Origin of the sequence: Fischerella sp. (assembly GCF_013388695.1) — a bacterium.
Taxonomy (GTDB): domain Bacteria; phylum Cyanobacteriota; class Cyanobacteriia; order Cyanobacteriales; family Nostocaceae; genus PCC9605.
The window spans coordinates 1-15224 of record NZ_JACAEU010000024.1 but is presented as its reverse complement, the minus strand read 5'-3'; the positions used below and the strand labels follow the sequence as shown (position 1 = coordinate 15224).

The following is a 15224-nucleotide window of genomic DNA, read 5'->3' as shown; positions in this document are numbered from 1 at the left end:
CAAGGTTGATTTGATGGGTAAATTTTAAAGCTTTTTCTCTCTTGTTTGGTTTGTCCTCCAAGTCTTGCTTGTCGCATCTGAATCCATCAATTCAAAGTTGACAGACTAGTAGTAGGGGCGAAGGACTGTTGGCCCGTACAGTAGTTGGTTGCTAACCACTAACCACTAACCACTAACTATTAACTAATTTTACATTACTTAATATTTTTAGCGACTACCTCGCGCACTCGATAAATAGGACGTCCTTGGGATTCATGATAAGTACGCATCAGCAACTCTGCCAACAGTCCAAAGCAAAACAGCTGAACTCCAGTCACTAGCAAGAGAACCGCCAAAATGAGTAAAGGGCGATCGCCAATATCCTGACCTAAAGCTAATTTTACCCAAGTCAAGTAAATGCCAATTGCCCCTCCCGAAAGTATGGAAATCAAACCCCACAACCCAAAAACATGCATTGGGCGAGTGAGGAACCTTTTCATAAAATAAATTGTTAACAAATCCATCACGACTCGGAACGTCCGCGACAAACCATACTTGCTGCGACCAAAGCGGCGGGCATGGTGACGTACGGGCATTTCTGTAATTCTTGCCCCTTCGATATACGCTAGGGCTGGTAAAAATCGGTGCAGTTCACCGTAGAGGTTCATATCTGCCACCAATTCAGCGCGATAGGCTTTTAGCGAACAACCATAGTCATGAACGTGCACGCTAGTAACTCGGCGAATCAACCAGTTGGCAATTTTGGAAGGAAGTAACCGCTTTAGGGCTGCATCTTGGCGATTTTTCCGCCAACCGCTAACCAAGTCGTAACCTTCCTCCAGCTTGGCTAACAACACAGGTATATCCGTAGGGTCATTTTGCAGGTCGGCATCTAATGTTACAACTGCTTTGCCACGGGCGTAATAGAAACCAGCAGCCATTGCCGCAGTTTGACCGTAATTACGCCGCAGAATCACTGCTTTTAAATCATTGCGAATTTGCGCTTGTTCTTTGAGAAACCGCGCTGAACCATCTGTGGAACCATCATCTACACAGATGATTTCGTAACTGAGATTGCTGGCGTTTAAGCTGGAAGCGATCGCCTCCAATAAATGAGGCAAACTCTCTACTTCATCACGCACAGGCACCACCACCGAGACATCTGGAATGGGTAAGGACTTTGCCTCATGCTGTCCAGCCATCCCATTAGAAACTAATCCACTCCTCATATTTGTTCTTTATGTCCTCTTTCAGTAGGGGTATCGGGGTTTAGGGTATCCCTGTCAAGGTGCAGCCTTCAACATCAAGTTTTCTTTGTGCCTTTGTGTCTTTGTGATTCAAAAACAAATTTTATTAACCACCAAGACACTAAGACACCAAGTAACAAGCAAATAGGACTTTTTTAACCCACTTTGACAGGGCTAGGGTTTAGGGGTATTGAAGAAAAACGAATTCACCCTTACACCCTTTTCTCTGTGATTCTGCGGTTCGTAACTTTTCACCACTCTGCCAGCACCGCGTAGCTGCTGGTAGTATGACTGACTAACCTCATCACCTTGTTCCGAGAGAAGGTCAATTCCAATACCGTTACGCCCCTTATCTTGACCAGAACTATGGATATAAAACCCATCTCCTAAATAGAGTCCCACATGAGTAGCTTTTTGGGGAGTCCCAAAGAATATGAGATCGCCTGGTTCTAATTCTGTAATGGCTATTGGCTGAGTGAAGCCTTCCTGTTGATAGGCATCTCTGGGCAACCAGATACCCACCGAACGAAACGCCGCCTGCATCAGGCCCGAACAGTCGTAATTTGGCCCGACTGTACCACCCCAGAGATAATGATTGGGTTGCTGCATCGCTTTATGGGTAAAAGCGATCGCTTCTGGCAGTAGTTTTTTAATCTCTGCTTCAGAAAATGATTTAGCCTGATAAGGTACAGTAATTCCTTGTAATAAAACCAAATCTGTAAGCGACAACCACCCCGGATAGTCATCCTCACACAAACACACTTCCACTGCTGCTTCCCGTTCATCTGATGTCACCCGCAAATGTCTTCCCGCTGAGGCTTGCGTCGCCAAGCGCGTACATTCCGGAGAATCATATATGTTCAGGTCAGCTAGACACTCGTATTCAGCCGATTTGAGATTTTCAATTTTAGATTTTATATTTAGGGACATTCTTCAAGAGCAACGATGACTTTCTTCAATAAAGACGAACAACTCGAACAATTAGGCAATGGCATTTTAGAGGCTACTTGGGCAGAATTTCCGACCTTAGCCCGCAATCAAATTGCTCTGACTTGGATTGTCTACGATCCGCCTGTACTGGTAAATACTGGTGGTGCCCTCACTCCAGATGCTTTTTGGAATCATCCAGTTCGTGGTTTTACCTATCGGGGCTTAGAACGAATTTATCCAGCCAGTGTGGTGAAATTATTTTACTTGGTAGCTGCACATGAATGGATGGAAAAACGCATGGTTCAACCTTCCAGCGAGTTAGACAGAGCCATGCGCGATATGATTGTAGACTCCAGTAACGATGCTAGTAGCTTGGTTGTAGATGTATTAACTGGAACTACATCTGGGCCGGAATTACCAGTGGGGCCATTTGAGACATGGAAGCATCAGCGCAACATTGTGAACCGCTATTACCAGTCTTTAGGGTGGCCAGAAATGGAAAGTATTAACGTCTGCCAAAAAACCTGGTGTGATGGCCCCTACGGACGCGAACGGGCTTTTTACGGACAGTTACTAGAAAATCGCAATATGGTGACGACTAACGCCACTGCTAGATTGTTGCATAGTATTGTCGGTGGTGTAGCAGTGTCAAGTGCGCGATCGCAAGCGATGATGACTGTACTTAAACGTAGTCTTAACCCTGATGATTTACCAAAAGATGTCGAGGAAGACCAAGTTACAGGTTTTTTAGGCGGTGGTCTTCCACAAACAGCACAAATTTGGTCTAAAGCGGGTTGGACAAGTCAAGTTCGCCATGATGCAGCGTATATTGAAATACCAGGTTATCGCCCCTACCTCTTAGTGGTATTTACTGAAGGCAAAGCGCACGCTATAAACCGCGCCATTTTGCCTTTTGTTTCTCAAAGTATTGCCGAAGCGGTTGCCAGCCTAAATTAAGAGGGGGAAGGGGATATCATCGCCCTCACCGCAGTTTCACAGGAAGTGACTTGCTCAAAATTCGCCTTGATAGTGGAAGTGGAGTTATAGACAATGGTCGTCCCGATGGTGCTAGAGACAACGCCGCAGGGGTGCTGGAGCCATTTTTTGGAAGCGTGATAGATTACTCGGTCAAGCCACCTACGGTTGGTAGTTTAGGCATCGGAAGACTATTTTACACCTTTAGACCCACTCAAGACCTTGCAGTCTCCATCGGCCCAGATATTCAGACGAATTATGAGGCGTTTTATAACTATCCATTTAGTCGTAATATCCAAATTACACCAACAATTCAAGTGATTGATAACGCCGGAAATCAAGGCAGCAACGGCACGATTTTGACAGGCACACTCCGTACAGTCTTTTCTTTTTAGATTCCTGTTTTAGGGTGGGTACTCTGCCTACCTTATCTCAAAACAAAAATTCTCGGTTTATTGATATTGTCCTACATTAGTAAGCATTTATGGAGAGACGGAATTTAGGCAAGTGGTTTATTGATATCTGCTACAAAACAATATAAATCAATAAATTAGTGCAACCATAACATAGGAATAACAAGATTTTGCTTTTTAAGGAAAATATATAGGTGACGCAAAACTACGGATGGCGTAATATGCTTTCGGCTAATTATTGCAAAATCCCTATTTTTATTTATTGGATTAATTTTGTCATCCGTTAAATTGAGGATTTATTTCTAAAATTGTTGCTGTCTAAATCTCTGTACACCCTGGGAATTAAGGATGTAGGAACAGTTTTTTTGATGTTAAATGTTAAGTATCGCCAAAAATTGGCTCAAGAACTGCAAAATCCATGATTAATTGAGGAAATATCCTTTGAGGAGTGAATGTGAATAATATTATTTTTCATAAAAGAGTTTCTGGCTTATTGAGTATGGCTGCTCTGGCGGCTCTAGGTGGTGGCTTGCCTGCTGTTGCTCAGACTGTTGACTCCACAACTCAAGAGTTTACCCAGTTTTCCGGAACTGAAGCATCTCCCAATCAGGCAAGCGTTGCAACTGTCTCAGTAGTAGATCAAGAAAATGTTTTAAATTATACTTACGATCGGGAGCAGTTTTCGGCGATCGCCACACCAGAAACCGATAGTCCTACACTTACACCCGTTCCTGGCACTGCGGTAACGTCATCTGCGGCGTTGACCTCCCAGCAACGACAGCCAACTCCTCAACCATCGGCTGCTCAAGTGGCTCAAGCAGATATTGATTTAGGTTCACCATTCAGCAGATCGGTCAGCTATATCGGTATAGCGGCAAATATTGGTGTGGCTGGTGAAAGCTCATCTTTGAGCGATGCCAATTTTATGGTGATCGGCAAAGTTGGTGTGTCAAATACTATTTCCGTACGACCATCAGCCGTAATTGGAGACGATACCACAATTTTGGTTCCTGTCACCTATGACTTTAACTACCAACGGCTATCAGATCCGTTTAGCGAACCGTTAGGTATTATCCCTTATGTCGGTGGCGGTGCAGCTTTTACAACTGGCGATGATTCAGACTTTAGTTTTATGCTAACTGGTGGCATAGATGTGCCGCTAAATCGTCAATTTACGGCAACAGCTGCTGTGAATGCAGCATTTTTTGATGAAACCGATATAGGTTTGACAATCGGAGTTGGTTATAACTTCGGTTTCTAAAAATCTCAGGTCTAGCGCTAAAAAAGATAGTAAAGCGATCGCCGGACATTCCCAAAAACTGCGATCGCCTTTCTTTATCTAGCTACGACTTTGTGCCTGTACAATTAACTCTTCTCAAATCTCGATTCGCCAAACATTGCACTTTGATTTCTAAAAGTGCGTTAGCGAAGCGGTACGGAAGGCGCTTCGCTTCTTTGTAATTTAATTCAAAGCTTCGTCTCTTTGACAATCAAACGCAACTACAAAGTTAGCTTCAGGGGAGCGTTGCTGTAGAAGTTGCAAATGACCGTCTGCATCAGAGCGACTACGGAATCGAGCTACAATCTCCCGTTGAGTGTCGGGAAGTAAACGAGCGACAACCCAAGAATTTAGGCGTTTTTTGTAAGTAAGTGTCTGCGTTTGCACAACAGGTTCGTTGTATTGCGTATTTTGTGTCATGATGAGGTTATCCATAAAGTGCTTGGCGAAGGGCGTTAGTGAGTCTCTTGGCGGGGATGCACTAATGCCTTATCCAAAAAAGATTGAAACCGATAACATAAGATTTGTCAATTGTCAATAACTAGAAATAGCGCCTATTTTTAGTCAGCACATGCAATTCACAAAAAACGTGCAGGAGTTAAGAATTACTGACGTAGCGACTAGACTAGAATACACCCTATTGGGAAAAGAGTTAAAGAACGCAAAAGCTGGAGATATGACTAGTATTTCCGCCCACGTGATTTGTATCAAAGCATAGAATTTAAACTAGTGCAAGTGGTTTGAGCGATTATTATCTCAGCAGACCTAACCTTGTAAGTCGATCCTCTAGTCGTACAAGTGTGTTAACAGGCGATCGCCTCTGCAAATCAACATCAGTAATTCTGGCAAAATGGCAACTTAGAGCAATGTCATGCCAATTATTATGTATTGAGACATTCCGGCAAATGGCAGCGCAAGCTCAAACAAGCTTCCACAAGCATGAATAAATCATGCTCGTGGAAGTTTTGATAATTGACTGAATCAGGAAGAATAAGAACCTAAAAAGAATGCTTTTGCATGATTTTTTCTTCCTTACTAAATAATTCTATTTTTGAAAACATAAGAACACTATTGAAGAAGATGAAGATGTAGATACATTCCAGTTTGGAATTTGAGCATTTCCTTTATCTTTAAAGATCAATATGCTACTTTATATCAACAGTATTATCAATTACTTGAAGAATACGAAAAATCTCAAACTCAACTACAACAGACTCACTCTGAATAAAAGCGATCGTAATTTCCACTACAAGACCAGCAAACCCAACTAGAGCAAGTACAAACATTGTAGCCACACTTAACGATTATGCCCTTACTGCCTTATGCTTTAGATTTACATTTCTTAAACTCATCTAACCAAAATGGTCAATAATTTTTAATATAAAAATTACTTTGTTGCCAATAACTATAATTGTTAATGGTGATACAATCGTATGATTGTAGAGATATAGACAAAGGGGGTGAAAATATTATGTTACCCAAAGTTGTACCCAACTTAAAAAATGTCTTCGCAAGTGCCGTCGAAGATTTTGGTATTCCTGGTATTGTGGCGATAGTTGCTCTGCCTTTTGCCATTCCGGTGGTAGCAGTTGCTGGTAAATCCATAGCCAAGACAGCCATTAAAGGCGGAATAATTGCCTATGAAAAAAGTAAGGGAGCGATCGCAGCAGTTGGTGAAAACTTCGCAGATATCGTTGCTGAAGCGAAGTCAGAACTTGCTGTAACTAATAACAACAGACGCCTCCGACGGATTAGGTAGGATCGGTTGGGAAAGTCATAACTTGCGAACAAATAATGCGCTGCATAGAAAAAGCAAAAGTCATGACATTATTTTCCCCAGAAAAATAACTCCTACCAGCACTAAAAATATCCAAATAAAATAGGTTCGCAACCTCACCACAACTATCTGATTTTTAATCAGATTAAGAAATTGATCCAAGTTGCAATAAAAGGAGAAGTATTGATGCAAACAAGGAAAGACGCGGCAATGTGGAGAACACTCAAATACATTTACCGTGTCTTTGTTTGTTTACGTCACGATATTAGTCTCAAATAAGGAACTGGGTACTGGAAGGGACTAGGAATTGGGGCATAAAAATTATGAATTATGAATTATGAATTATGAAATTTTCAGCCCAATCGCGTTCAGCATTCATAATTCTCATCAATTCCTAATTCCCGATACCCAATCCCCGATCCCCAGTACCCAGTATCCTTGGCGCTTGGTGTGCCAGCCCTATAGTAGTTTGGTTCGGAGCTTTTCTAGTAGACAACTACTGCTTAGTTGGCATGCCTTGATTGGGGCTGCCTTTTAATACTTATTCCAACCACTGCAAATATGCAGGGGGCAGGGATCTATGAGTGTAGGAGAGAAGAAATAATATTTTTTTCTCCCCATCCCCCATTCCTCTTCGCTTCAATACCGCAGATTCCGTCACAGTAGAGGAGGTGTGACAGACATGAGCAATTGGTACAAATTGGACACGCAAGAAGTTTTGCAACAACTGAGTAGCGATGCAACCTTTGGGTTGAGCGCAGCCGAAGCCAGTCGCCGCTTAGAGAAGTATGGTTTTAACGAGTTAATTGAGCAAGGGCAAAGAAGTCCTTGGCAAATACTTTGGGAGCAACTGACAGCCACATTGGTAATTATTTTGATTGTGGCTGCGGTTGTTTCTGGATTGTTAGGCGACTACAAAGATGCAGTGGGGATCGTTGCTATTGTTGTGCTGATTGCGGTTTTGGGTTTCAGTCAAGAATACCAAGCGCAAAAAGCGATCGCCACTCTCAAAAAGCTATCTGTGCCGAATGTCAAGGTACTGCGTAACGGTAACAGCGAGGAAATCTCTGCCCGCTATCTAGTACCAGGGGATATCGTGCAGTTAGAAGCAGAAGATATTGTTCCAGCTGATTGCCGCGTTCTGGAAAGCGTTGGTTTACGAATTCAAGAAACAACCCTAACAGGTGTATCAGAACCAACAGACAAAGACCCACACACTCTCTCCCAAGCAGATCTGCAACTCGCGGATCGCCACAATATGGTTTACATGGGTACAATTGTCACCTATGGGCGCGGTCAAGCTGTAGTGACAGAAACCGGAATGAAAACCGAGATGGGGCGGATTGCCTTGATGGTTCATGCGGTAGAGCCAGAACCAACCCGACTCCAGAAACGTTTGGATGAACTGGGAAAGGGGTTAGCAGTAGCTTCCCTAGTACTGGTAGCTGTGATTCTCGCTTTGGGAATGCTGCGCGGAGAGGACTGGAAAATCATGCTCCTGACCTCCATCACTTTGGTAGTGGCAGCTTTGCCCGAAGGCTTGCCAGCGGTAGTGACGATAGCTTTGGCTCTTGGTGCCCGGCAAATGCTGAAACGGCGAGCGCTGATTCGCAACCTACCTGCTGTGGAGACGTTGGGATCGGTGACGGTGATTTGCTCAGGCAAGACTGGCACTCTCACCGAAAACCGCATGACCGTTACAGTGCTTGATGTAGCGGGTCAGCGGATAGATTTAACTACCCGGATGCGTGCCTCTGTCGGAGAAAGAAGCCAAGAACGACCATTTCTGCTGTGCCAACCACCTGCAATATCCCTGCTTTTGGCTGGTAGTACTCTGTGCAACAACGCTTTGCTAGAGGCAGACACAGATGAGCCGCGTTACTTCCGTGCCGTAGGCGACCCGACCGAGGGTGCTTTGGTTATGGCTGCTGCTCATCAAGGACTGTGGAAAGCTGACCTGGAATATCTCATTCCCCGTGTAGCAGAAGTTCCCTATGACTCTCGGCGTCAGTGCATGACCACCATCCATAAATTCCCAACGATTCCATCCAAAATTCCCTGCGCTTTGGAAACAGTTTGGCATTGGAGCGAGAAAATCGGGGGAATGTCTTACATTGTCTTTACCAAGGGTACAGTTAATAGTCTGTTAGATATTTGCAGTCACATCTGGATCAATGGGCAGGCAAAACCACTGACCGAAATTTGGCACAGACATATTTCTGTCACCTATAGCCAGTTAGCAAAAAATGGTTTGCGGGTCATGGGTGCAGCTTTTCGACCTTTGCAATCTGCTGAAGAGTGGGAGGACGTAGAGCAAAACTTAATTTTCATTGGCATGGTCGGCATGAACGACCCAGCACGACCAGAAGTGCGAGACGCCGTACTCACCTGCAAGCGTGCTGGTATCCGTCCGGTAATGATAACAGGCGACCATCCCCTCACAGCTCGATTCATTGCTCGTGAGGTAGGTATTGCTACTGACAATCGCATCTTCACCAGTGAAGAATTGTCCAAATTAAATACTGAAGAATTGCGCTGTACGTTGGATGATGTATCTGTTTATGCACGAGTTTCCTCGAAACACAAGTTTGAGATTGTCGAGACTCTGCAACAACAGGGGCATATCGTCGCCATGACTGGTGATGGTATTAATGACGCGCCAGCTCTTAAAACGGCAGATATTGGTGTGGCGATGGGGATTCGGGGTACAGATGTAGCAAAAGAGGCAGCAGATATGGTGCTGCTAGATGATAACTTTGCTACCCTGGTTGCTGCCGTTAAAGAAGGACGTGTAATTTATGACAATATCCGCAAGTTTATTAAGTATCTGCTGAGCAGTAACGTTGGTGAGTTGTGGGTAATGCTGCTGGCTCCTTTTTTGGGAATGCCGTTACCGTTGTTGCCACTGCAAATTCTCTGGATTAACCTAACTACTGACGGTTTACCAGCCCTAGCTCTTGGTGTAGAACCAGCAGAGCGTGACACCATGAATCGTCCTCCTCATCCTCCCAATGAGAATATTTTTAGTCGAGGAATGGGTAGGGATATCATCTGGATAGGATTACTGATGGGATTTGTATCTCTGGGTACAGGCTACTGGTACTGGAAAACAGGCAACTCTGCTTGGCAAACCATACTGTTTACTACCTTAACTCTCTCCCAGATGGGTAATGCCTTAGCAATACGTTCAGAGCGTGACTCGTTGTTTAAAATTGGCTTGCTCTCTAACAAGCCACTGTTAGGAGCTGTAACTTTAACGTTGGGTTTGCAAATAGCAGTACTGTATGTTCCGTTCTTCCAAAAATTGTTCAACACAGCACCCCTGTCAGCAGTAGATTTAGCTATTTGTTTAGGTATAAGTAGCGTAGTTTTCTGGTGTGTGGAATTGGAAAAATGGGTTCTTCGTCGTAGCCAGACTCAGACCAAAAAGTTGCATCTGCTTTCAGAAACCAAGCAGGATAACGACGTCCAATTGCGTCAGCGTGCCAGTGGATCTGCTTTTGCATCACCACGTGTGCGCTTGTGTAATTCCTCGAAACCGCATTATCGCGCCTCTTCTTTACGTCTACATTTGCGTTTGAAAGCGAGTGGATACAAACGCAAATGATTTGATCCCCCCGACCCCTTTTAAAAAGGCAGGGCTGTTTCATTCCATAAAGGATGCCTTTGTCCTTGTTTTGTACGAAAATCTGTCACTTTCTTGAGTTCTGCGATCATCGTGGCAGTCATTGCTACTCTCGAAAAACACATTTATCATCTGATTCAACCATTTTCCTTTACAGAATGAAACAGTCCTGCTTTGCCACGATGGATGGGTGAGACACCTGTCCCAAAATAAAATCAAATATGCTAGTAAAACCGACCTTGTTTATTTTCTGCCAAATTGCCAAGTGATAACGAACTCATCCTGTTTGTCTCGCTGCTTTTTGTAGATGGAATTAAATAGACCATTCGGGAGCATCTTATGCAATTTCAAATTCGCATCTTTATGCAGCATCTTGTTAGCAGCGACGATGATAATCGCGGTAGTGGTAGATGAGGAGAAGACAATAGGTTTTGGGATAAATATAAATAATTTTTTGGTTAGTGACAAATAGCTTTTCAAAGACAAAATTGTTAGTTAAATGCAATTATGACTCTTCACTGCTAGCAGTTTTGTATTGACAATAAGCAAGCTTTTAGCTATTAATTTATCCCAATAGCTAGCCAACTGTTTTAAATAAAAAGCATATAATTGTGTAGAGACGCGAAACCAAGCTCCAGAAAAGCCTGTGGCGTACACGTCTCTACTCTCGTTTAATATTTATCCACTTCTTGTTTAGGCAACTTCCCTCAATTGCGGCTTTTCATTTACCTCTGGAACATTCAAAGTTAATTGTTCGGCGTGAGGCACTGCTGCTTGTTCCAAAATCTTCACTTCGATATTCACACTTACCAAATAGCTGCCTGTATCTGCACCAACTTCTTCAGCAACTAATTTAGCTAGGTCTGGACGTTTGGCAGTTAATGGATCGCGTAAAATACAGCGATCCCATTCGTGCTTGGCAGTCGGATTGAGGCTGAGAATGTAGTGCTTAATCATAGAACAAAACCTTGAACCCATCTTCCAGAAAGCTTTTAGATTGTAGAGACACGTACGCCGCAGGCTTCCCCATAAGCTAATTCCGCGCCTGTACACTTAAGTTTGTGGATGCTACCCCTCTATTATAGTACTAATGTACTAAATACGGGAGTGGGGGAGTGGGAGAGTGGGAGTGGGAGACGACCAACCACCAACCATCAACCACCAACCACCAACCACCAACTACTAACCACTAACAAATGACTAATGACCATTGACTATTGACCATTGACTGCTGAAGAATTTACCTTCGCGTCAATTTGAGATTTTAGTCTGGGAACATCATTTACCCAGATAGCTTGTTGTGCCACAGGAATGGAAATTCCGACTTGATCGAAGGCAATTTTCAGGCGTCGGCGAAATTCCCGTGCGACATCCCATTGTTTGAGCGGTTGTGTTTTAATCCACACGCGAATTAATAAACCGCGATCGCCAAAGTTATCTATTCCCAAAACTTGGGGCGTTTCCACAATTTGATGCTTCCATTGGGGATCTTCATCCATCTTGACAGCAACAGTCTTAATCAAATTCAAAGCCTGGTCAATATCAGTTTCGTAGGCAACTGGAATAGTTAAATCGGCCCGTGACCAACGGCTAGAAAGATTGGCAACAATTTTGATTTCACTGTTGGGAATGGTAATTAAGCGCCCTTCCGCATCTCGGAGTTGGGTCATCCGTAGATTCAGATTTTCTACTAAACCTCCGACATTTCCCACAGAAATCACATCACCTAAGGCATACTGGTCTTCAAGGATAATTAAAAAGCCGTTAATTGCATCTTTGATCAGGTTTTGAGAAGCGAGAGATACTGCAACACCAACTAAACTCGCACCTGCTAGCAATGGAACAACATCTATACCCAAAAATATCAAAGACATTAAAGTACCAACTCCCACTAAAGCAATGCCAGTGATACCTTTAGTAACACCAGAAATGGTAGAAACTCGTAACTGTAGTCTTTCAGAAGTTTCTGGAGTTAGCAAGGCACTACTGCTAACAAAAGCAGAGGTGAAACGGTCAATCAGGGCATAGCTCAAACGCACTGCTACATAAGTTCCTACTGCCACAGCAGCCAATTTCAAGGGAATTTGCAAACCAATGAAAATTCCTAGCTGTAGCGATCGCGTGTAGGGAAATAAACCCAGTATAAAGAAAGTTCCACCTCCCCAAACGGTTGCTTGAGCTAGCTGAAACAGCCGTTTCTTGACTTCTTGAATATTCCGATGTTGCTGGCGATTCAGTTGCGTTGTAATCGGTTGAGTTGTTGATGAGTCTGATGAATTTAGGTGTACTGGATACCATCTTGAGCGGCGTTCCCACCGAGAAAGTGACCAACTGATGACCATTATGGTTAGTACACCTCCAGCAGCAATTGCACCTTGACGAATTAAAAACTCTGGCTGCCGTTCCTGTTTTGCCTGCTTTAATTCTTCCTGTAAGTTTTCACTGATTTGAGTCGCCAACGCAAAAGCATTTTCTTGTCTTAGTCTGGCATCTTGGTCAGTAATAGTCATCAGGGGTTGGTTATTGACATGAATGACTGGTAATGCGTTTTCAGTCCGGATTTGCACATCAAGTTCCGCATTTGATTTTTGAAAGTAATCCTGGCTAATCCGATCTAAATTTTTTTGGATATTTTCCAAACGCTCAGTGATGTTCGCTTTTGGTGCAGCTACTTGAAATAAACGCTTACCATCCAAATAAACCCAGCCTGTGACTGTGCCTGTAACTGTTCTGCTTTCGGAGTCACTGCTCCTCAAATTCAGCTGTTGCAGATTAGGTAAAAAGGGAATCTGTGCTGTAGCTTTTGGCATTACTCCAACAGTTATCACCATTGAAGAGAAAGCGATCGCTACGAATTGAGAACGCAATGGACACCTCCTTTATCATTTCGATGCTGGGGATTGGGGATCGGGGATCGGGGATCGGGAATTAGGAATTGATGAGAATTATGAATGCTGAACGCGATTGGGCTGAAAATTTCATAATTCATAATTCATAATTCATAATTTTTATGCCCCAATTCCTAGTCCCTTCCAGTCACCAGTTCCTTCCAGTTGATGCTGACAAATCAACCTCAGTAATTGTACCTGTCCGCAGCTCAGTGTTTATCTGTATTTACTTTATGAAAAGTTTATTTTATTTTCATTTTTAGTTTGATAAAGGCAAACTATTCAACCTAGAACACCTGCTCTCAAAGAGGAGACGACACACATAAACCTGTTGCAGCAGTTACCTTTGCAGCCTTGTAGGGAAATGATAGAGGTAAAAAGAAAGATAAATTTAAAGCAAAGAAGTGGATGTTCTGGTTGAATTCGCATCTCTTAGAATAATCTAGTAGAGTGCGTGAAAATTTACGCAACTTTACTTACTTTGTATTGAGGAACTATTTAATGACCGCAACTTCTCCCCGATTAAAGCACGAGGTTAAAGACCTCGCCCTAGCTCCTTTGGGAAGACAGCGCATTGAATGGGCTGGACGCGAGATGCCAGTATTGCGGCAAATTCGCGATCGCTTTGCCCAAGAAAAACCCTTTGCGGGCATTCGCCTTGTGGCTTGCTGTCACGTCACAACAGAAACAGCAAATCTCGCAATTGCCTTGAAAGCTGGTGGTGCAGATGCTGTATTAATTGCCAGCAACCCCCTTTCAACTCAAGATGACGTCGCTGCTTGCCTTGTCACCGACTATGAAATTCCTGTTTTTGCCATCAAAGGCGAAGATAACGAAACCTACAGCCGCCACGTACAAATCGCTCTAGATCACCGTCCCAACATTATTATTGATGACGGTTGTGACGTGGTTGCCACTCTGGTACAAGAACGCCAAAACCAACTCGCTGACATCATCGGCACTACAGAAGAAACCACCACAGGCATTGTGCGGTTGCGTGCCATGTTCAAAGATGGCGTTCTCACCTTCCCAGCAGTGAATGTCAACGACGCCGATACCAAGCACTTCTTTGACAACCGCTACGGTACAGGACAATCAACCCTGGATGGCATTATCCGTGCTACCAACGTCCTGCTGGCTGGTAAAACCGTTGTTGTCGTCGGTTACGGCTGGTGTGGTAAAGGTACTGCTTTACGCGCACGGGGATTAGGTGCAAACGTGATTGTCACCGAAGTTGACCCCATCAAAGCCATTGAAGCTGTGATGGATGGCTTCCGCGTACTGCCAATGGCAGAAGCTGCACCCCTAGGCGATTTGTTTATCACGGTTACTGGCAACAAGCACGTCATTCGTGGCGAACACTTCGACGTGATGAAAGACGGTGCTATTGTTTGTAATTCCGGTCACTTTGATATTGAAATCGACCTGAAAGCCTTGGGTGCTAAAGCCAAAGAAGTGAAGACAGTACGTCCTTTCACCGAAGAATATCGCCTGCAAAATGGCAAATCAGTTGTAGTTTTGGGTGAAGGACGCTTGATTAACCTTGCCGCCGCCGAAGGACACCCCAGTGCGGTGATGGATATGAGCTTTGCTAACCAAGCTCTTGGTTGCGAATACCTGGTCAAGAATAAAGGTAAGCTGGAACCTGGTATTCACTCCATTCCCACCGAAGTTGATCAAGAAATTGCCCGCTTGAAGTTGCAGGCGATGGGAATTAAGATCGACTCCCTTACACCAGAACAAGTTGAGTACATCAATTCTTGGACTTCTGGCACCTAATCTTTACCGATAATTTACGTACAACCACAACAGAAAAGTTAAGCTTAAGCTAGGTTTTCTAAGGCTATTGCCTTGGGGTAGGCGTATTGCCTATCCCTTTTTTTTATTGATGTTGCTTGTTGGTTGGAATAAATATAGTGCAATACGGTTCAGATAATACCAATTTGAAAAAAGAATGCAACATATAGATAAGACCCCTCCCCAACCCTAAGGGAACTCGCGGGGAGGGGGCCGTCACCACGGGTGGGGTTATCTGCCCTTAAACATTTTTTGAATCGGTATAAGATAATTTGACTAACGATAAAATTTGTAAAGACGTTGCATTGCAACGT

At 43.8% G+C, this 15224-nt stretch carries 12 protein-coding genes; 6 read left to right on the top strand and 6 right to left on the bottom strand.

The window, feature by feature from the left end; translation table 11 throughout:
• Positions 1–194: 194 nt before the first annotated feature.
• Entirely contained in the window at positions 195–1208 is a 1014-nt protein-coding gene (locus HXY43_RS03800; RefSeq protein WP_290880209.1) for a glycosyltransferase family 2 protein, read from the bottom strand.
• A gap of 192 nt (positions 1209–1400) precedes the next feature.
• Positions 1401–2156 (bottom strand): C40 family peptidase, encoded by a 756-nt coding sequence (locus HXY43_RS03795; protein WP_290880207.1) that lies wholly within the window; start codon positions 2154–2156, stop codon positions 1401–1403.
• 15 nt (positions 2157–2171) lie between these two features.
• On the opposite strand from HXY43_RS03795, the gene HXY43_RS03790 reads away from it, so the two are divergent.
• The 3 genes from HXY43_RS03790 to HXY43_RS03780 all read left to right on the top strand — a co-directional run bounded on the left by HXY43_RS03790 (position 2172) and on the right by HXY43_RS03780 (position 4805).
• Positions 2172–3113, top strand: a complete 942-nt coding sequence (locus HXY43_RS03790; RefSeq protein ID WP_290880204.1) for a serine hydrolase — start codon at positions 2172–2174, stop codon at positions 3111–3113.
• 50 nt (positions 3114–3163) lie between these two features.
• Positions 3164–3526, top strand: a complete 363-nt coding sequence (locus HXY43_RS03785) for a carbohydrate porin (protein WP_290880201.1) — start codon at positions 3164–3166, stop codon at positions 3524–3526.
• A gap of 472 nt (positions 3527–3998) precedes the next feature.
• Positions 3999–4805 (top strand): hypothetical protein, encoded by an 807-nt coding sequence (locus tag HXY43_RS03780; RefSeq protein WP_290880198.1) that lies wholly within the window; start codon positions 3999–4001, stop codon positions 4803–4805.
• 201 nt (positions 4806–5006) lie between these two features.
• Here the strand turns inward: HXY43_RS03780 and HXY43_RS03775 are convergent, their stop codons facing one another.
• Entirely contained in the window at positions 5007–5243 is a 237-nt protein-coding gene (locus HXY43_RS03775; protein ID WP_026733881.1) for a hypothetical protein, read from the bottom strand.
• A gap of 725 nt (positions 5244–5968) precedes the next feature.
• Entirely contained in the window at positions 5969–6109 is a 141-nt protein-coding gene (locus HXY43_RS03770; protein ID WP_290880195.1) for a hypothetical protein, read from the bottom strand.
• 185 nt (positions 6110–6294) lie between these two features.
• Here HXY43_RS03770 and HXY43_RS03765 point away from each other — a divergent pair, with 185 nt between their 5' ends.
• Together HXY43_RS03765 and HXY43_RS03760 are read left to right on the top strand one after the other, a co-directional pair.
• On the top strand, positions 6295–6582 hold the full coding sequence (locus HXY43_RS03765; protein WP_026733882.1) for a DUF5132 domain-containing protein: 288 nt from the start codon (positions 6295–6297) through the stop codon (positions 6580–6582).
• A gap of 700 nt (positions 6583–7282) precedes the next feature.
• Positions 7283–10207, top strand: coding sequence for a cation-translocating P-type ATPase (locus HXY43_RS03760; protein WP_290880192.1), 2925 nt, complete (start codon positions 7283–7285; stop codon positions 10205–10207).
• Positions 10208–10918: 711 nt separating this feature from the next.
• Here HXY43_RS03760 and HXY43_RS03755 read toward each other — a convergent pair.
• Positions 10919–11182, bottom strand: a complete 264-nt coding sequence (locus HXY43_RS03755; RefSeq protein WP_026733884.1) for a hypothetical protein — start codon at positions 11180–11182, stop codon at positions 10919–10921.
• A gap of 257 nt (positions 11183–11439) precedes the next feature.
• A complete protein-coding gene (locus HXY43_RS03750) occupies positions 11440–13035 on the bottom strand; it encodes a mechanosensitive ion channel family protein (protein WP_290880313.1) in 1596 nt (531 codons plus the stop codon).
• A gap of 579 nt (positions 13036–13614) precedes the next feature.
• On the opposite strand from HXY43_RS03750, the gene ahcY reads away from it, so the two are divergent.
• The gene (gene ahcY / locus HXY43_RS03745; protein ID WP_290880189.1) at positions 13615–14892 is read left to right on the top strand and encodes an adenosylhomocysteinase; all 1278 of its coding nucleotides are present in this window, start codon (positions 13615–13617) and stop codon (positions 14890–14892) included.
• Positions 14893–15224 lie beyond the last annotated feature (332 nt).